Source organism: Meridianimarinicoccus marinus (assembly GCF_040689105.1).
Taxonomy (GTDB): Bacteria; Pseudomonadota; Alphaproteobacteria; order Rhodobacterales; family Rhodobacteraceae; genus Meridianimarinicoccus; species Meridianimarinicoccus marinus.
This window is the reverse complement of sequence record NZ_JBFBVU010000025.1, coordinates 11,819-29,135: the sequence shown is the minus strand read 5'-3', so window position 1 is coordinate 29,135 and position 17,317 is coordinate 11,819. Positions and strand designations below refer to the sequence as shown.

The window sequence follows — 17,317 nt, the reverse complement described above, 5'->3', positions numbered from 1 at the left end:
ATACAGACGGCGAGATTTGGCAATGGGAAAACCCGTTGCGACGGACCAGGGGAGGGTCGGCTCGGGTGGACGGAAATCCGGACAAGCGTGGAAAAACCGACGGGGCGCAGCCCGGCATGCAGGCGTTGACGCGCGGGCTGGCGGTGATCGAAATGGTGGCGGCTTCGGACAAGCCGCAGCGGTTCACGTCGCTGCTGGAGGCCTCGGGCCTGCCCAAGGGCACGCTGCACCGGATCCTGCAGACGCTGGTGGACGAACGCTATCTGGCGCTGGATGCGCAGGTGCAGACTTACCGTCTGGGCTCGCGCCCGTTCGAGCTGGCGCACCGGGTCTGGGACCAGTTCGACCTGCGCGGCGCCGCCGAGCCCGAATTGGTGCGGATGCGCGACCTGACCGGCGAAACCGTGCGGCTGGGGGTGCTGAGCGAGGGCGAGGTTCTGTACATCGACCAGCGCGAGAAGCCGCAGCCGATCCGCATCGCCAATGGCGTCGGCAGCCGCGCCGCCCTGCACGCCAGCGCCATGGGCAAGGCCATCGCCGCGCATCTGGGCATGGCCGAGCGGCACCGGCTGGCCGAGGCCGAATTCCTGACCGCCTTTACCGACCGCACCGTGGTGACCGGCGGCGATCTGGACCAGCAGTTGAACATCATCAAGGCGCGCGGCTATGCGATCAGCGTCGAAGAGTTGCACGAGGGCATCAGCGGCGTCGCCGCCGCGATCCTGGACCACAACGCCGAGCCGCTGGGCGCGGTGGGCATCGTCGGCCCGTCCTTCCGCCTGAGCGAAGAGCGGCTGCATGCCCTGGGCCGCGAGGTGATCGAGGCGGCACGGCGGATCTCGGGCAACATCGGGGAACTGGCCATGTCGATCAACGTCAATCCGCGCCCCAGCGGGACCGGCGAACAGAATGTGCATGTGGCGGTGCCGGGCATGGATTTCCTGGCCGAGGGGCCGCATTGGTCCGAGGCCGAGGGCCGGTTGCACTGGGTCGATATCCTGGCGCCCAGCGTCGTCACCGGCGACCCGGCGCGCGGCACCCGACAGCAGGTGGAACTGCCCGAACTGGTGGGTTGCGTGGTGCCGCGCGTGTCGGGCGGCTTCGTGGTGGCTACCGAAACCGGGGTCAAGCTGATGGATGCCGACGGCGCGCTGCGGCTGCTGGCCGAACCCGAGGCGGATATTCCCGGCAACCGCTTCAACGACGGCAAATGCGACCGGCAGGGCCGGTTCTGGGTCGGGTCGCTGGCGATCAACACCGCGCCGGGCCATGGCAACTTGTGGCGCATCGATGCCGACGGCAGCAGCCACCGCATGGACAGCGGCATCCATATCTCGAACGGCCTGGGCTGGAGCCCGGACGACCGCACCATGTATTTCACCGACAGCGGCAGCCGCGAGATCTTTGCCTATGATTTCGACGCCGCGCGCGGCACCATCGCCAACCGCCGGGTGTTCGTGCGGCTGGACGAAAGCTTTGGCGTGCCCGACGGGCTGACCGTCGATGCCGAGGGCCACGTCTGGACCGCCTGCTGGGATGGCTGGGCCGTGGTGCGCTTCGATCCGCAGGGCAAGGTGGACCGGGTGATCGACGTGCCGGTGCCACGGCCCACCAGCTGCACCTTCGGCGGGCCGGACCTGTCGACGCTTTTCATCACCACCGCGCGCATCCGTCTGTCGTCGCAGGTCCTCGCCGAGGCGCCCCTGTCGGGCAGCCTTCTGTCGGTTGACACCGGGGTGCGGGGCCAGCCCGAAACCCGGTTCGCAGGATAATCAGGGAAGAACTCATGACCGAACTCCACATCCGCAATCTTTCCAAGCGCTACGGCGAGGTCGAGGTCCTCAAGGACATTAACCTGCATGTGAACACCGGCGAATTCACCGTGTTCGTCGGCCCCTCGGGCTGCGGCAAGTCCACCTTGCTGCGCATGATCTGCGGCCTCGACGAGGTCAGCGGCGGCGAGATCGCCATCGACGGGGAACTGGTCAACGCGGTGCCGCCGTCCAAGCGCGGCATCGCCATGGTGTTCCAATCCTACGCGCTGTACCCGCATATGACCGTGGCCGAGAACATGGGCTATGCCCTGCGGCTTGCTGGCGAGACCAAGGAGCTGATCAACCAGCGGGTCGCCCGCGCCTCGGAAATCCTGAAGATCGACAGCTATCTGGACCGCAAGCCCCGGCAGTTGTCGGGCGGTCAGCGCCAGCGCGTCGCCATCGGCCGGGCCATCGTGCGCGAGCCAAAGATCTTCCTGTTCGACGAACCGCTGTCGAACCTCGACGCGGCGCTGCGGGTGGACATGCGGATGGAGTTCGCCCGGCTGAAGGACCGGCTGGGCACCACGATGATCTATGTCACCCACGACCAGGTCGAGGCGATGACGCTGGCCGACAAGATCGTGGTCATGCGCGCCGGGCGGATCGAGCAGATCGGCAGCCCGCTGGACCTGTACCGCGCCCCGGACAACCGCTTTGTCGCGGGCTTCATCGGCAGCCCGAAGATGAACTTCCTGCCGGTGATCGGGCAAAGCGGCGACCGGCTGTCGGTGCCCGGCGGCAGTGTTGCAGCACCCATGTCCGGTACCCCGACCGAGATCGGCGTGCGGCCCGAGCACATGGAGATCACCGAGGCCGGGGCGAACACGCTGACCGGCACGGTGATGGCCTCGGAACATCTGGGCAGCGACACCTTTGCCTATGTGTCGATCGCCGGAGTCGAACGGCCGATCCTGGTGCGGCTGCACGGCGAATATGCCATCAACCCTGGCGCCGCGGTGTCGGTGGGCTTCGAGGATCGGAGCCTCCATTATTTCGATGCGGAGGGGCTGAGCATTGCCCGCGCCGAGGTGCCAGCGGCCGCATGAGCGATCTTTACGACAGCCATCCCGAACTGCGCCCGGTCGCGGTCGAGGCCGCGCGCTACCCGTCTCTGAAGGGGCGCGGGGTGCTGATTACGGGGGGCGGTTCCGGCATCGGCGCGGGTCTTGTGGAGGCCTTCTGCGATCAGGGTGCGCGCGTAGGCTTCATCGACCTGTCCGCCGCAGGGGCCGAGGCCACCGCCGGGGCGGTGGCGCAGGCCACCGGCACCCGTCCGGAGTTTGCCGTGGCCGACCTGCGCGACATTGCGGCGTTGCAGGCGGCTGTGGACGATCTGCGCGGTCGGATCGGCCCGGTCACCGTGCTGGTCAACAATGCCGGCAATGACGACCGTCTGCCCGCACAAGAGGTGACGCCCGACTATTGGGACGAACGCTTTCACACCAACATCCGGCACCAGTTTTTTGCCGCGCAGGCGGTCTGTGCCGACATGAAGGCGCAGGGCGGCGGTGCCATCGTCAACATGGGATCGAACAGCTGGATGCAGGGCGCGCCGGGGCTGATCGCCTATACCACCGCCAAATCGGCGGTGCAGGGGATGACCAAATCCCTGGCTCGCGAATGGGGCGTCCACGGCATCCGCGTCAACAGCATCGTACCGGGCTGGATCCTGACCGAACGGCAGGTGGTGCGCGCCAAGGCGATCTATCAGGACAAGTTCGACGACTACCTGACGCGGCAATGCCTGAAGGAATTTCTGCTGCCGCCGGATGTGGCGCGCATGGCGCTGTGGCTGGCGGCAGACGACAGCCGTCTGGTGACCTCGCAAAGTTTCATCGTCGATGGAGGCGTGGTGTGACCCAACCCAACATCCTGTTCCTGCTGCCCGACCAGCTGCGCCCGGATTTCCTGGGCTGCTACGGCGCGGATTTCCTGGCGACCCCGGCCATCGACGCGCTGGCCGGGCAGGGGGTGCGGCATGACATGGCGATCTCGCCCAGCCCGATCTGCGTGCCGGCGCGGGCCTCGATGCTGACCGGGCAGAGTGCGGCCAGCAACGGGGTCGTCGACAACCTGTCGTGGCTGCGTCCGGACAGGCAGGCGATGGGCGTGCGCACATGGCCCGAGATCCTGTCGGAGGGCGGCTATCACACCGCCGCCATCGGCAAGATGCATTTCTACCCGTGGGATATTTCAGAGGGGTTCGAGACCCGGATCATCGCCGAGGACAAGCGCCACATCCACGTGCAGGACGATTATGCCGACTGGCTGGCGGCGCGCGGGCTGGCCAAGCACCACGGCAACGACCAGCGCGGGTATCAGGCGCACAAGGGCGCCTCGCTCAGCGACCTGCCCGATGAAGCGCAGGTGGACCGCTGGGTCGCGGGGCAGGCGGCCGACTGGCTGCGCGCCTATGACGACCCGCGCCCCTTTGCGCTGATGGTGGGCTTTCCCGGCCCGCATTGCCCCTATGATCCGCCGCCCGAGGCGCTGGACCGCATCGACCCGGACGGGCTGCCCGCGCCGATCCAGGCCACGGCCGAAAGCGACAGCCACCGGGACGAGTTCATCGCCAGCTACAAGCGCGGCTGGGCCGATCTGGACTACAGCACGCTGGACGCGGATCAGATCCGGCGCATCCGGCACCACTATGCCGCGCTGGTGGAGCGTCTGGACGAAGATGTCGCCAAGGTGCTGGCGGCGCTGGAGGCTTCGGGGCGGCTGGACAACACCATCGTCGTCTTTGCCTCGGACCACGGCGATTACCTGGGCGACTATGGCCTGATGGGAAAGACTTTTTTCCACGAATCGTCGGTACATGTGCCGCTGATCGTGACCGATTTCCGCGCCCCCTGTGCCGCCCGCGACGCCGCCCCGCGCAGCCTGCTGGACCTGTTTCCCAGCTTTCTGGACTGGGCCGGGCTGGACCCGGCGACGCAGGCACAAGGCCAACCGCTGGGTGCGCCCGCCGATGCAGGCCGGGTGATCTGCGGCATGACAAGCCTTGGCGTGATGGCGCGCTCGGCGCGGCACAAGCTGGTGCGGTATGGCAACGGGGCGCAGGCCCTGTTCGATCTGGAGACCGATCCCATGGAGCAGGACAATCGTCTGACCGACCCCGATCTGGCCCCGGTGCGCGAGGCGCTGGAGATCGAATTGCTGCGCGAGATGCTGGACGCCACCCTGGCGGGCCATGTGGACAAGCGGGTGCCCGGCGCCCGGTCGCAGCCGCCGCACGGGTTTTTCCACAGGGGCTGGTCACGGCCATACCCCTCCGACGGGCAATAACTGAAACCAAGTTTCAAAGAACTTGCTTCAGGGCCGCTTGCGCGCTAGTGATAAGTTGGAACTAAGTTTCAAAAGACACCAAGGGAGGAACCAGGTGAAACATCTTGTGCAGAAAATCGCAGGCGCGACGGTCGCTGTCGCCCTGTCGCTGTCCGCCGCATCGGCGGATGAGGTCGAATTCATGAACTGGCTGGGGGCCGAGGAGACCGGCAAGGACAAGCTGGCCGATATGGCCGCGGGTTTCGAGGCCACGGGCAACACCGTCGACATTCAGGCCTATGCCTGGGGCGATCTGCCCAAGAACCTGTTCCTGCGGGCGCGGTCGAACACGCTGCCGGACGTCAGCCAGATCCAGGGCCGGATGCTGCCGACCTTTTCGGGCATCGACGCGCTGGTCGATCTGAACGAGGTCATCGGCAAGGACAAGCTGGAAGAAATGTTCCCGGCCAGCTTCCTGGCCATGGGCGATATCGACGGCAAGCAACTGGCGCTGCCGTGGATCGGCGGCACCATCGGCTGGGTCGCCAATACCGAGGTGCTCGAGGCCGCCGGCGTCACCGAGATCCCGACCACGGTCGAGGAATTCACCGCCGCCCTGATTGCGGTGCGGGACAATGTGCCCAACTCGGTGCCCTATGCGCTGGCCACCAAGAACAACAACTCAATCCTGCTGGACTATCTGATCTGGAGCTGGACCTTCGGGTCGGACGTGATCGTCGATGGCAAGCCAGTGGTCAACTCGCCCGAAGGCAAGGCGGCGCTGGCCTATCTGACCATGCTGGTGGCCGAACGCCTGGCCGCGCCGGAAATCGACCGCCCCGATTCGCGCCGCCTGTTCGCACAGGGCGCCACGGCCTTCTATCTGGATGCCCCGGTGGCGCGCGCCTTTGCCCGCACTTTCTCGGGCCGGGACGAAGAAATCGACGCGGCGGTCAAGCCGATCATGGGGCCGGTGCTGGCCGAGGGTGACACCCCGCAGTCGATCCAGTGGGGCCATGTCATCGCCCTGTTCGGGGACGACAACGCCACCTCCGACAGTGCCGCGCTGGCCTTCGTGATGCATCTTCTGTCGGATGAGGTTCTGGTGGATTACGCCGCCGACCAGGGCGTGCTGCCGACCACCAAGGCCGGGCTGGCTTCGGAGCGGATCACCGGGGACCAATACCTGAAGGACTGGGCCGAGGCCTCGGTCGCGCCGCGCCGCAACACCATCGCCTCGCTCGACAACGGCGGCGAAGTGGCCGGCATCATCGGCGAAGAGGTGCAGGCTGCGATCCTGGGCCAGAAATCGCCCGAGCAGGCCGCCGACGACATGCAGGCCCGCCTGGAAACGGCGATGGCCGACTGACCGACCTTGCGACCGGTTCCGCCACGGCGCGGGATCGGCCTCTCGGCGGCCCGCAGTGGCCGGGCCGCCGGACATCTTCCAATCAAACCCCCCCCGGAATCCGATGCCAACAGACATCACACATACCGCAGACGCGCCCGCCTTTCGGCCCTCGCCCCACGCCAAGCGCGGCGGGTTGCGCGCCGGACAGGCCCGCTTCGGTATCCTGCTGCTGCTGCCCGCGCTGGTGGCCTTCTGCCTGATCGTCCTGTCGCCCTTCGTGCAGGCGCTGGCGCTGTCGCTGTACAAATACACGATCTCGACGCCCGAGCCGATCTTCGTGGGGTTCAGCAATTTCACCAAGCTGCTGAGCGATCCGACGGTGCGGGGATCTTTTGTCACCACCGCCATTTACGTCTTCTTCACCACCTTCTTCTCGATCACCCTGGGGCTGGCCTGGGCGATCATCCTGAACGAGCCGTTCCGGGGCCGCAGCGCCCTGCGGGGGATCTCGCTTTTGCCGTGGATCATGCCGGCGACGGTGTCGGCCTTCATCTTCGGATGGATCTTCAACTCGCGCTATGGGGTTCTGAACGCCGTCGCGCTCGAGATGGGGCTGATCGAGTATCCGGTGGCCTGGCTATCGACCACCTCGGGCGCGATGATGGCGGTGGTGATGACTAAGGTCTGGCTGTCGATCCCGTTGTTCATGTCGTTCTTCCTGGCCGGACTGGCCAGCATGGACCGCGAACAGATCGAGGCCGCCCGCGTCGATGGCGCCGGCAACTACCGCGTGCTGAAGGATCACATCCTGCCGCACCTGCGCCCGGTGCTGCTGGTAGTGATCGTGCTGGGCATGATCGGCAACCTGCAACAGTTCGACTCGATCTACGCCCTGACCGGCGGCGGCCCGGTGCGCGCCACCTCGGTGCTGTCGGTCGAGGTCTACCGCCGCGCCTTCGAACAATGGGACATCGGCATGGCCGCCACCATCGGCGTGCTTTGGGTCGCGACCATCCTGCCGCCCGCCTATTTCTACCTGCGCCAGCTCATGAAAGGGGCCGAATGATGCTCGACCTCAGCACCCGCTCCGCCAAGATCGTGTTCTTCGGCGTGGCCGCGATCATCGGGTTCTTCCTGTTCTTCCCGGTCTACTGGACGGTGATCTCGGCCCTGAAGACCGATCAGGAGTTGTACCAGATCATTCCCACCGCCTATCCGCACAAGCCGACGCTGAGCCATTTCTGGACCGCGCTGACCGATGGCCAACTGCCGAAGCTGCTGGGCAATTCGCTGTTCGTCTCGCTCAGCTCGGCGGCGTTCAATGCAACGCTGGCCACCTATGCGGGCTACAGCTTTGCCAAGTACCGCTATTTCGGCCGCAAGCCGGTGATGATGTTCATGCTGTCGGCGCAGATGTTTCCCTTCGGCCTGCTGCTGATCACCATCTACCCGATGTATGTCGAATGGGGGCTGCTGGATACGCGGCTGGGGCTGATCCTGTCCTATATCGTCTTCGCGCTGCCGGTCGCCACCTACATGATCTACAGCTACTTCAGCCAGGTCCCGAACGAGCTGATCGAGGCCGCCCGCGCCGATGGTGCCAGCGACCTGCGGATCTTCCACACCATCGTGCTGCCGATCTCGATCCCGCCGATCATCACGGTGTTTCTGTATTCCTTCATGTGGAGCTGGAACGACCTGCTGTATTCGCTGACCCTGATCGTGTCGGACGAAAAGCGCACCGTCGCGCCGGGGCTGCTGCTGACCTATCTCAACGAAACCAACGCCGACTGGGGCGGTGCGATGGCCGCGAGCCTGATGGCGGCGACGCCGGTGATCCTGGGGTTCATGTTCCTGCAACGCTATTTCATCCAGGGCGTCACCGCCGGAGCCGTCAAATGAACCCCCTGTCCGGAACCTTCCCCGTCCTGTGCACGCCGTTCAACGCCGATGGCAGCGTCAACACCGATGATTTCCTGCGGCTGGTTGAGTTCGTCATCGACTGCGGCGCCGACGGCTGCGTCTTTCCCGGCGTCGCGTCCGAGGTCGACACCCTGACCGGCGACGAGCGCGCCGAACTGACCGGGCTGCTGGGCCGGGCCCTGAACGGGCGCATCCCCTTCATCTGCGGCGCCTCGGCCGCCACCCCGGCCGAGGTCGTGGCCTTCGCGCGCGCCGGACATGCGGCCGGAGCTTCGGCCGCGATGGTCATGGCGCCCGGCGCGCTTGGCCGCGATCTGGCGGCGCAGAAGGCGTTCTTCGCCGAGGTCTGCGCGCAAACCCCGATCCCGATCCTGTTGCAGAACGCGCCGGTGCCCATCGGGGCCGGGCTGGCGCCCGAGGACACTGCTGCCCTGGCGGCCTCGCAGCAGGCGATCCGCTATGTCAAGGAAGAGACCATGCCGTGCGGCCAGAACCTGACGCGCATCCTGGCGGCGGCGGGCGACAGCATCGAAGGCGTCTTCGGTGGCGCCGGCGGGCGCTATATCACCGACGAGCTGGCTCGTGGCAGCCTGGGCACCATGCCCGCCGCCGAGTTCACCGATCTGCACGTCCGGCTGGTCAACGCCTGGCGCGCGGGCGACATCGCCGAGGCGCGGCGGCTGTTCATGGTCTCGATGCCGCTGCTGAGCTTCCAGGCCATTTTTCGCATGCATATGACCAAGGCTACCCTGCAACGGCGCGGGGTGCTGACCACCACCTTCGTGCGCGGGGCCGGGCCGAAGATGGACGACGGCGACCGGCGCGAATTGCACGCGCTGCTGGACCTGATCGCCCCCGAACTTTCGCAATTCGACCTGCAGCCGCTTGCGGCCAACTAAGGACAGACCATGCCACGCGACCCCCTGGATTCGATCGCCAAGATCGAAAGCTTCATCATCTCGATCCCGCGCGACACCCCCTATCTGGGGCCGCTGCGCGAGGGCGAGTTCATCAACGAGAAGGGCTATCTGATCCGCAACGGCAACCGGTCGATCTATCCGTCGTCGGACCTGTCGGTGATCATCAAGGTCACCGCCGAAAGCGGCAAGGTGGGCTGGGGCGAGACCTATGGCATCGCCGCCCCCGAGGCGGTCAAGGCGATCATCGACAACCTGCTTGCGCCGACGCTGATCGGCAAACCGGTGGGCCAGCCGGCGGTGATGTTCGAAGACATGTACGACATGATGCGGGTGCGCGGCTTCTTCGGCGGCTACTATGTGGATGCCATCGCCGGGATCGACATCGCGCTGTGGGACCTGTTCGGCAAATGCACGAACCTGTCGATCTCTGAACTGCTGGGCGGGCGCCGGCATCATACCTTGCCGGCCTATGTCTCGGGCCTGCCGCGCGCGACGCTGCAGGAGCGCTGCGACATGGCGCAGGACTGGGTGGCCAAGGGTTATCGCGCCATCAAGTTCGCCGCCGCCGTGTCGGACGACGGCATCGTCACCGAAATGGCGGCCCTGCGCGAGGCGGTGGGGCCGGGGGTCGATCTGATGGTCGACCTGCACTGGAAATTCGAGGCCAGCGAGGCGATCCGCCTGATCCGCCGCCTGGAAGAGCACAACCTGTATTTCGCCGAAGCCCCCTGCCAGCCTGAGGACATCGAGGGCCAGGCCCGCGTGGCGCGCGGCATCGGGGTGCCGCTGGCCCTGGGCGAGGAATGGCGCACCGTCTATGAGGTGCGCCCGCGCCTGACCGCGGCCACCTGCGGCATCATCCAGCCCGAGATCGGCCACACCGGCATCACCTCGTTCCAGCAGATCGGCCACATGGCGCAGGCGTTCCACATCAAGATCATCCCGCATGCCTCGATCTCGGTGGGGATCTTCATGGCGGCCAGCCTGCAGGCCACGGCGGCGCTGCAGCGGGTGCCCTACCACGAATACCAGCATTCGATCTTCGACCGGAACCTGCGCTTCGTGACCGGCGACATGGCCTGCGCCGAGGGGCATTACACCATCCCCACCGGGCCGGGGCTGGGGGTCGAGCCCACCGAGGAACTGTTCCAATACGTCGTGGCGGAGTAATCAGATGCAGAAAGACTACAAGGGGATCTACCCGGTCCTTTACGCCTTCTTCGACAAGAACGACCGGCTGGACCGCGATGCCATGGCCGCCCAGGTCGAACACTGCCTGGCCGCCGGCGCCCATGGCATCACCGTGCTGGGGCTGGTCACCGAGGTGCACAAGATGGACGTCAACGAACGTCTGTATCTGGTGGAATTGGTCGGCGATCTGATCGGCGGACGGGTGCCCTATGCAGTGACCGTGGGCGAGCCGGGCCAACGCGGACAGGTGGAATTTTCCAAGGCGGCGGCGCGGGCCGGGGCCGATTGGGTGATCCTGCAGCCGCCGGCGATCAAGGGCACCTCCGAGGCCGACCTGATCCGCTTCTTCGGCGCCGTCGCGCAGGCGGTGGACATCGACGTGGCGGTGCAGAACAACCCGGTGAACCTGGATGTATCGCTGTCCATCGGCGGGCTGGTGGAGTTGAACCGCCAGCATCCCAACATCTCGCTGCTCAAGGGCGAGGGTTATTCCGTCGATATCGCGCGGGCCATCGAGCAGTCGAACGGTGCGTTCCGGGTCTTCGGCGGTCATGGCGGCATCGAGTTCCTGTCGCTGCTGCGCGCGGGCGGCGTCGGGCTGATCCCGGCGCCGGATTTCATCGCGCCGCAGGTGCGCTTGTTCAACCTGTGGCAAAGCGGTACCGCCGCCGACCGCGCCGAGGCCGAGCGCATCCACCGCGAGCTTCTGCCCGCCATCGCCTTCATGTCACGTTCGGTGCCCGGCATGCTGTGCTATGGCAAGCGGCTGCTGGCGCAACAGGCGGGGATCGACGCGGTGCACGACCGCCAACCGGCGCTGCGTCCGACCGACTTTGGCCTGTCCGAGGTCGCCGGGTTCGCCCGCGATATTGCCGCCGCCTGCGACCGGGCTGCGGCCTTCGCCGCCGAATAGACCGCTTCGACTCTCACGCCTGATGGGCCGTGCCTGACCGGGCGCGGCCCGTTCTTTTGATCCGTTGCTCGTGCCGTGGCACGGGCTTGCACCGGTTTCATTGCTGACCAAATTCTGAGCCACCCGCCGCCGGGACCCGCAGGACTGCCGAAAAACCGTGCACCTGCAGCATGGACACGGATTTCCCCAGTCCTTTGCCTGCGGGAAACTTGAAACGCCCCCGCCGATCTTCCTATCCGGGAGGGGAGAGGCGGGCCCACCCCCGCCGACCGCCGCAACGGCGCGGCAGTTCCAATACATCAGCCCCCCACGGGGCGCGCGGCAACGACGCTGCTTTTCTGTTCCGACACGGGTCGGAGCGAGGGGTTGCGACATGCCGATTTGCCGGCCCCCCCTTCACGAAAAGCAGCCGTCCTCAGCCGCAGCAGTTTGAGACGGAGACGCAGATGCGCAGGCAACGGCTTGTAATCATTGGCAACGGAATGGCGCCCGGACGGATGCTGGAGCATCTGTTCGCCAGCGCGCCCGAGGCTTTCGAGGTCACGATCTTCGACGCCGAACCGCGCGTGAACTATGACCGCATCATGCTGTCGCCGGTTCTGTCGGGCGAGAAGACTTTCGACGACATCGTGATCCATGACGACGCCTGGTACGCCGCCCATGGCGTCACCCTGCATCGCGGAGAAAGGGTCGTGCAGATCGACCGCACCGCGAAGACCGTGACCTCGGACGGCGGGATCACGGTGGGCTATGACAAGCTGGTCATCGCCACCGGCTCCACCCCCTTCATTATCCCGGTGCCGGGCCACGATCTACCCGGTGTGCTGGCCTACCGCGATCTGGACGATGTGGAAAAGATGCAGGCCGCCGCAAAGGCCGGGGGCCGCGCCGTGGTGATCGGCGGTGGGCTGCTGGGGCTGGAAGCGGCCGCCGGGCTGAAAGCGCAGGGCATGGACGTCTCCGTTCTGCACCTGATGCCCAGCCTGCTGGAACGCCAGCTGGACCCGGCGGCGGGCTATCTGCTGCAGAAGGAACTGGAAGGCCGGGGCATCGAGGTGCGTTGCGGCGCCAACACCAGGGCCATCCACGGCGACGGCAAGGTCGAGATGGTGGAGCTGGACGACGGCACACGGATCGACGCGGCGCTCGTGGTCATGGCGGTGGGCATCCGCCCCAACACCGCGCTGGCTGCCGAGGCCGGGTTGCAGGTCGGGCGCGGGATCGTCACCGATGCGAGCCTGCGGACCTCGGACCCCGATATCTATGCGGTCGGCGAATGCACCGAGGTTGACGGGCGGGTCTATGGTCTGGTGGCGCCGCTCTACCAGATGGCCAAGGTGGCCGCCGCGCATCTGGCCGGGACGGGGGCGGAGGGTTTTGCCCATGCCGAGACGCCGACCAAGCTGAAGGTCACCGGCATCAACCTGTATTCCGTGGGCGATTTCGGCGATGGTCCGGACCGCGAGGATATCGTCCTGCGCGACGCCGCGCGCGGCACCTATCGCCGGGTGATCCTGAAGGACAACACGGTGATCGGCGCGGTGCTGTACGGCGATGTCGCCGACGGCATGTGGTACAACGAGCTGCTGAAGTCCGGCGAGGATGTTTCCGATATCCGCGACACGCTGATCTTCGGGCAGGCGCTGCAGGGCGGGGCGGCCGCCGATCCGCTGGCCGCCGTCGCCAATCTGGCCGATGACGCCGAGATCTGCGGCTGCAACGGCATCTGCAAAGGCGCCATCGTCAACGCGATCACCGACAAGGGGCTGACCTCGCTGGCCGAGGTGCGGGCCCATACCAAGGCCTCGGCCTCCTGCGGGACGTGTTCCGGGCTGGTCGAGGGCGTCATCGCCCTGACCCTGGGCGACGACTTCGAGCAGGCGGCCGAAGGCATGTGCGGCTGCACCGATCTTGGCCACGGCGAAGTGCGCCGTCTGATCAAGTCCAAGGGGCTGAAGTCGATCCCGGCGGTGATGCAGGAGCTGGAGTGGAAGACCTCCGGCGGCTGCGCCAAATGCCGCCCGGCGCTGAACTACTACCTGCTGAGCGACTGGCCGGGCGAATATGTTGATGACCAGCAGAGCCGGTTCATCAACGAACGCGTCCACGCCAACATCCAGAAAGACGGCACCTATTCGGTGGTGCCGCGCATGTGGGGCGGCATGACCAGCTCGGACGAATTGCGCGCCATTGCCGATGTGGTCGATAAATTCGCCATTCCCGACGTGAAGGTCACCGGCGGTCAGCGCATCGACCTGCTGGGCGTGAAGAAGGAAGACCTGCCCGGCGTCTGGGCCGATCTGAACAAGGCCGGGATGGTCTCGGGCCACGCCTATTCCAAGGGGCTGCGCACGGTGAAGACCTGTGTCGGCTCGACCTGGTGCCGCTTCGGGACGCAAGATTCCACCGGGCTGGGCATCCGGCTTGAGAAATTCCTCTGGGGGTCGTGGACCCCGGCCAAGCTGAAACTGGCGGTCACCGGTTGTCCGCGCAACTGCGCCGAGGCGACCTGCAAGGACATCGGCGTGATCTGCGTCGAGAGCGGCTATCAGATTGTCTGTGGCGGCGCCGCCGGGCTGCACATTCAGGGCACCAGCGAATTGGGCACGGTGGCCACCGAGGAAGAGGTGATCGAGGTCATCGCCGCCCTGACCCAGATGTACCGCGAGCAGGGGTTCTATCTGGAACGCATCTACAAATGGGCCGACCGGGTTGGGTACGACACCGTCCGGGCCGCGATCCTTGAGGATCGCGACAGCCGCCGCGCCTATTTCGACCGCTTCGTCTTCTCGCAGAGCTTCGTGCAGACCGACCCCTGGTCCGAGCGTGTCTCGGGCGTGGACAAGCATGAATTCAACCCGCTGGCCGTGTTCGGCACCGAAACGATGGAGGCCGCGGAATGAACGCCCCGCTCTCGCCCGAGGCGCTGGACTGGCGTCTGATCGGCACCCTTGACGACATTCCCCAACAGGGCGCGCGCTGCGTGAAGAACGGCGCCATGACGATCGCGGTGTTTCGCACCGCCGATGACCGGGTGTTCGCGCTGGAAGACAGATGCCCGCACAAGAACGGGCCGCTGAGCCAGGGCATCGTGCACGACGGCTGTGTCACCTGCCCGCTGCACAACTGGGTGATCTCGCTGGAAACCGGCGCCGCGCAGGGCGCCGACGACGGCCAGACCGCCCGCTTTCCCACCCGCGTCGAAGGGCGCGACGTCTTTCTGAAACTGATCCCGAGCGTCTGAAACAGGGCGCCGCTTCCCCACTGAAAGGAACCCCAAGCATGTCATATGTCCAACCCAAGGAATTCGCGGCCAAGATGGTCGACGCCGGTGAATCCAAGATTTTCATGGCCACCAAGGACACGCTGATCCGTGCCTTCATGGCGGGCGCGATCCTGGCGCTGGCCGCGGCCTTCGCGGTGACCATCGCGGTCAACACCGGCAACTTCCTGGTCGCCTCGCTGCTGTTCCCGGTGGGCTTCTGCACCCTGTACCTGCTGGGCTTCGACCTGCTGACCGGCGTCTTCACCCTGGCGCCGCTGGCGGTTCTGGCCAAGCGTCCGGGCTGCACCTGGAAGGGCGTGTTCCGCAACTGGGGGCTGGTGTTCTGCGGCAACTTCGCGGGTGCCATGACCACCGCCGTGCTGATGGCCGTTGTTTTCACCATGGGCTTTTCGCAAGAGCCAAATGCCGTCGGCCAGAAGATCGGCCAGATCGGCGAGGCCCGGACGCTGGGCTATGCCGCCGCCGGCGGGTCCGGTCTGCTGACCGTCTTTGTCCGCGCGGTGCTGTGCAACTGGATGGTGTCGACCGGTGTGGTCGCGGCGATGATGTCGACCTCGGTCTCGGGCAAGATCCTGGCCATGTGGATGCCGATCATCGTGTTCTTCTACCTCGGCTTCGAACACTCGATCGTCAACATGTTCCTGTTCCCGAGCGGCATCATGCTGGGCGGCGAGTTCACCTGGGCGGATTACTTCATCTACAACGAGATCCCGGTGGTTCTGGGCAACCTTGTCGGCGGCCTGACCTTCGTCGGCGGTATGATCTATGCCACGCATTTCCGTGAAAGCCCCAAGCGCAACACCGTGGCGCGCAACGACGACGCTGCCGTTACCCCGGCGGAATAAACCCTTCCCGACGGACCCCGCTTCGGTGGGGCCCGTTTTTTCGGTTTCGGAGCCTGCCCATGCCCAAGGATATCAACGCCCCGGCGACGCTGCGCGTTACCATCGGCCAGTATTCCGCGGCCGGACGGAAGCCCGAGAACCAGGATTTCCACGGCGCCCTGATCCCCGAGGGCGATGTGCTGACCCACAAGGGCATCACGCTGGCGGTGGCCGATGGCATTTCGTCCAGCCGGGTCAGCTGCGAAGCCGCCGAAATGGCGGTCAAGGGGCTGCTGAGCGACTATTACGCGACGCCGGGCACATGGACGGTCAAGACCTCGGCCACCCGCGTGATCGCGGCCACCAACGCCTGGTTGCACGGTCAGAATTCCGGGGTCGAGGATGTGAACGCAGGAAGGGTCTGCACCCTGAGCGCGCTGATCCTGAAAGGCCGCGCGGGCCATGTGCTGCACGTCGGCGACAGCCGGGTGTCGCGCCTGTCCGGGGCCAGCCTTGAGCCGCTGACCACCGATCACCGCCGGGTTCTGTCGGCCGAGGAAAGCTATCTGGGCCGGGCGCTTGGCGTCGAACATGATGTCGAGATCGACTATGCCCGCGTGACCCTGCACGAGGGCGACGTGTTTCTTCTGACCACCGACGGGGTGCATGAACATCTGCCCCCCGGCGCGGTGCGGGCGGCGCTGGCCGTGCCCGATCTGGACACCGCCGCCGCCCGGGTCGCCGAGGCGGCGCTGGCGGCGGGCAGCGACGACAACCTGACGGTGCAGATCCTGCGTATCGACGGGCTGCCTGCGGGCGGTGCGGATCTGGAAGTCGATGCCTTGCGCCTGCCGGTGCCGCCCTTGCCCAAGGCGGGCGACTCGATCGACGGCTTCCGCATCCTGCGCCCGCTGCACGCCACTGCCCGCAGCCATGTGTATCTGGCCACCGATCCGGCGGGATACCGCGTCGCCCTGAAGGTGCCGGCCACCGAGATGGCCGCCGATGCGGATTACCTGCGCCGCTTCGTGCTGGAAGAATGGATTGCGCGGCGGCTGTCCTCGGCGCATGTGCTGCGCCCGGCGCGGGCGCCGGAAAAGCGCACCGCGCTGTATGTGGTCACCGAGTACGTCGAGGGCATCACCTTGCGCCAGTGGATGACCGACCATCCCGAACCGGATCTGGACGCGGTGCGGGACATCGTCTCGCAGATCGCCACCGGGCTGCGGGCCTTCCATCGCCGCGAGATGATCCATCAGGATATTCGCCCCGAGAACATCATGATCGATCCCGATGGGACCGTGAAGATCATCGATCTGGGTTCGACCTTCGTGGCCGGGGTGGAGGAGGCCGCGCCGGGAATGCTGGGCCAGATGCCCGGCACCTTCCAGTTCACCGCGCCGGAATACTTGTCTGGCGATGCGGTCAGCTGGCGGTCGGATCAATACGCGCTTGGCGTCATCGCCTACGAGATGCTGACCGGGCGGCTGCCCTATGGCGCGGCGGTGTCGCGGGTGCGCACGCGGCGCGACCAGATGCGGCTGTTCTACAAGCCCGCCCGCGACGACGACAGCCTCGTGCCCGCCTGGATGGATGCGGCGCTGCGCCGGGCCACCCATCCCGATCCGCTGCGCCGCTATGATGCGCTGACCGAATTCGTCGCCGATCTGAAGGCGCCCGGCAGCACGTGGCGCGAAGGCCGCCACGTGCCGCTGGCGCAGCGCAATCCCGTCCGTTTCTGGCAGGGCGTCTCCGCGATCCTCGCGGCGCTGTGCCTTATTCTTGCCGCCCAGCTGGGCGGTTGACTTCGCAACCGAGGAGAACG

At 66.4% G+C, this 17,317-nt stretch carries 14 protein-coding genes; all 14 read left to right on the top strand.

What is annotated here, in order from left to right; all coding sequences use genetic code 11:
- The first annotated feature begins 65 nt into the window (after positions 1–65).
- The 14 genes from AB0T83_RS16005 (at position 66) to AB0T83_RS15940 (ending at position 17,297) form a co-directional block, all read left to right on the top strand.
- A complete protein-coding gene (locus AB0T83_RS16005) occupies positions 66–1,772 on the top strand; it encodes an SMP-30/gluconolactonase/LRE family protein (RefSeq protein ID WP_366194226.1) in 1,707 nt (568 codons plus the stop codon).
- Between the two features lie 14 nt (positions 1,773–1,786).
- Complete coding sequence (locus tag AB0T83_RS16000; RefSeq protein ID WP_366194225.1) at positions 1,787–2,863, top strand: ABC transporter ATP-binding protein; 1,077 nt, start codon at positions 1,787–1,789, stop codon at positions 2,861–2,863.
- Positions 2,860–3,675, top strand: coding sequence for an SDR family NAD(P)-dependent oxidoreductase (locus tag AB0T83_RS15995; RefSeq protein ID WP_366194224.1), 816 nt, complete (start codon positions 2,860–2,862; stop codon positions 3,673–3,675). Before AB0T83_RS16000 ends, AB0T83_RS15995 begins: the two co-directional genes overlap by 4 nt.
- Positions 3,672–5,105 carry a sulfatase family protein gene (locus AB0T83_RS15990; RefSeq protein WP_366194223.1) on the top strand — a complete coding sequence of 478 codons (1,434 nt, stop codon included), beginning with the start codon at positions 3,672–3,674 and terminating at the stop codon, positions 5,103–5,105. The genes AB0T83_RS15995 and AB0T83_RS15990 overlap by 4 nt, the downstream gene beginning before the upstream one ends.
- A 94-nt stretch (positions 5,106–5,199) precedes the next feature.
- Positions 5,200–6,453: an ABC transporter substrate-binding protein gene (locus AB0T83_RS15985; protein ID WP_366194222.1), complete on the top strand. Its 1,254-nt coding sequence runs from the start codon at positions 5,200–5,202 to the stop codon at positions 6,451–6,453.
- A 103-nt stretch (positions 6,454–6,556) separates the two neighbouring features.
- Complete coding sequence (locus tag AB0T83_RS15980; protein ID WP_366194221.1) at positions 6,557–7,501, top strand: carbohydrate ABC transporter permease; 945 nt, start codon at positions 6,557–6,559, stop codon at positions 7,499–7,501.
- A complete protein-coding gene (locus AB0T83_RS15975; protein ID WP_366194220.1) occupies positions 7,501–8,337 on the top strand; it encodes a carbohydrate ABC transporter permease in 837 nt (278 codons plus the stop codon). Before AB0T83_RS15980 ends, AB0T83_RS15975 begins: the two co-directional genes overlap by 1 nt.
- The gene (locus AB0T83_RS15970) at positions 8,334–9,257 is read left to right on the top strand and encodes a dihydrodipicolinate synthase family protein (RefSeq protein ID WP_366194219.1); all 924 of its coding nucleotides are present in this window, start codon (positions 8,334–8,336) and stop codon (positions 9,255–9,257) included. Before AB0T83_RS15975 ends, AB0T83_RS15970 begins: the two co-directional genes overlap by 4 nt.
- 9 nt (positions 9,258–9,266) lie before the next feature.
- Entirely contained in the window at positions 9,267–10,448 is a 1,182-nt protein-coding gene (locus AB0T83_RS15965) for a mandelate racemase/muconate lactonizing enzyme family protein (RefSeq protein ID WP_366194218.1), read from the top strand.
- 4 nt (positions 10,449–10,452) lie between these two features.
- Positions 10,453–11,382: a dihydrodipicolinate synthase family protein gene (locus AB0T83_RS15960; protein ID WP_366194217.1), complete on the top strand. Its 930-nt coding sequence runs from the start codon at positions 10,453–10,455 to the stop codon at positions 11,380–11,382.
- A gap of 446 nt (positions 11,383–11,828) precedes the next feature.
- The gene (nirB, locus tag AB0T83_RS15955; protein ID WP_366194216.1) at positions 11,829–14,285 is read left to right on the top strand and encodes a nitrite reductase large subunit NirB; all 2,457 of its coding nucleotides are present in this window, start codon (positions 11,829–11,831) and stop codon (positions 14,283–14,285) included.
- Positions 14,282–14,626 carry a nitrite reductase small subunit NirD gene (gene nirD / locus AB0T83_RS15950; protein ID WP_366194215.1) on the top strand — a complete coding sequence of 115 codons (345 nt, stop codon included), beginning with the start codon at positions 14,282–14,284 and terminating at the stop codon, positions 14,624–14,626. Before nirB ends, nirD begins: the two co-directional genes overlap by 4 nt.
- Positions 14,627–14,664: 38 nt before the next feature.
- Positions 14,665–15,513, top strand: a complete 849-nt coding sequence (locus AB0T83_RS15945; RefSeq protein ID WP_366194214.1) for a formate/nitrite transporter family protein — start codon at positions 14,665–14,667, stop codon at positions 15,511–15,513.
- Between the two features lie 59 nt (positions 15,514–15,572).
- The gene (locus AB0T83_RS15940; protein ID WP_366194213.1) at positions 15,573–17,297 is read left to right on the top strand and encodes a bifunctional protein-serine/threonine kinase/phosphatase; all 1,725 of its coding nucleotides are present in this window, start codon (positions 15,573–15,575) and stop codon (positions 17,295–17,297) included.
- Positions 17,298–17,317 lie beyond the last annotated feature (20 nt).

Coding starts and splice junctions, on each gene's coding strand:
- AB0T83_RS16000 (WP_366194225.1), top strand. CDS start 1,787: ATGACCGAACTCCACATCCGCAATCTTTCCAAGCGCTACGGCGAGGTC.
- AB0T83_RS15995 (WP_366194224.1), top strand. CDS start 2,860: ATGAGCGATCTTTACGACAGCCATCCCGAACTGCGCCCGGTCGCGGTC.
- AB0T83_RS15980 (WP_366194221.1), top strand. CDS start 6,557: ATGCCAACAGACATCACACATACCGCAGACGCGCCCGCCTTTCGGCCC.
- AB0T83_RS15975 (WP_366194220.1), top strand. CDS start 7,501: ATGCTCGACCTCAGCACCCGCTCCGCCAAGATCGTGTTCTTCGGCGTG.
- AB0T83_RS15970 (WP_366194219.1), top strand. CDS start 8,334: ATGAACCCCCTGTCCGGAACCTTCCCCGTCCTGTGCACGCCGTTCAAC.
- AB0T83_RS15965 (WP_366194218.1), top strand. CDS start 9,267: ATGCCACGCGACCCCCTGGATTCGATCGCCAAGATCGAAAGCTTCATC.
- AB0T83_RS15960 (WP_366194217.1), top strand. CDS start 10,453: ATGCAGAAAGACTACAAGGGGATCTACCCGGTCCTTTACGCCTTCTTC.
- nirB (WP_366194216.1), top strand. CDS start 11,829: ATGCGCAGGCAACGGCTTGTAATCATTGGCAACGGAATGGCGCCCGGA.
- nirD (WP_366194215.1), top strand. CDS start 14,282: ATGAACGCCCCGCTCTCGCCCGAGGCGCTGGACTGGCGTCTGATCGGC.
- AB0T83_RS15945 (WP_366194214.1), top strand. CDS start 14,665: ATGTCATATGTCCAACCCAAGGAATTCGCGGCCAAGATGGTCGACGCC.
- AB0T83_RS15940 (WP_366194213.1), top strand. CDS start 15,573: ATGCCCAAGGATATCAACGCCCCGGCGACGCTGCGCGTTACCATCGGC.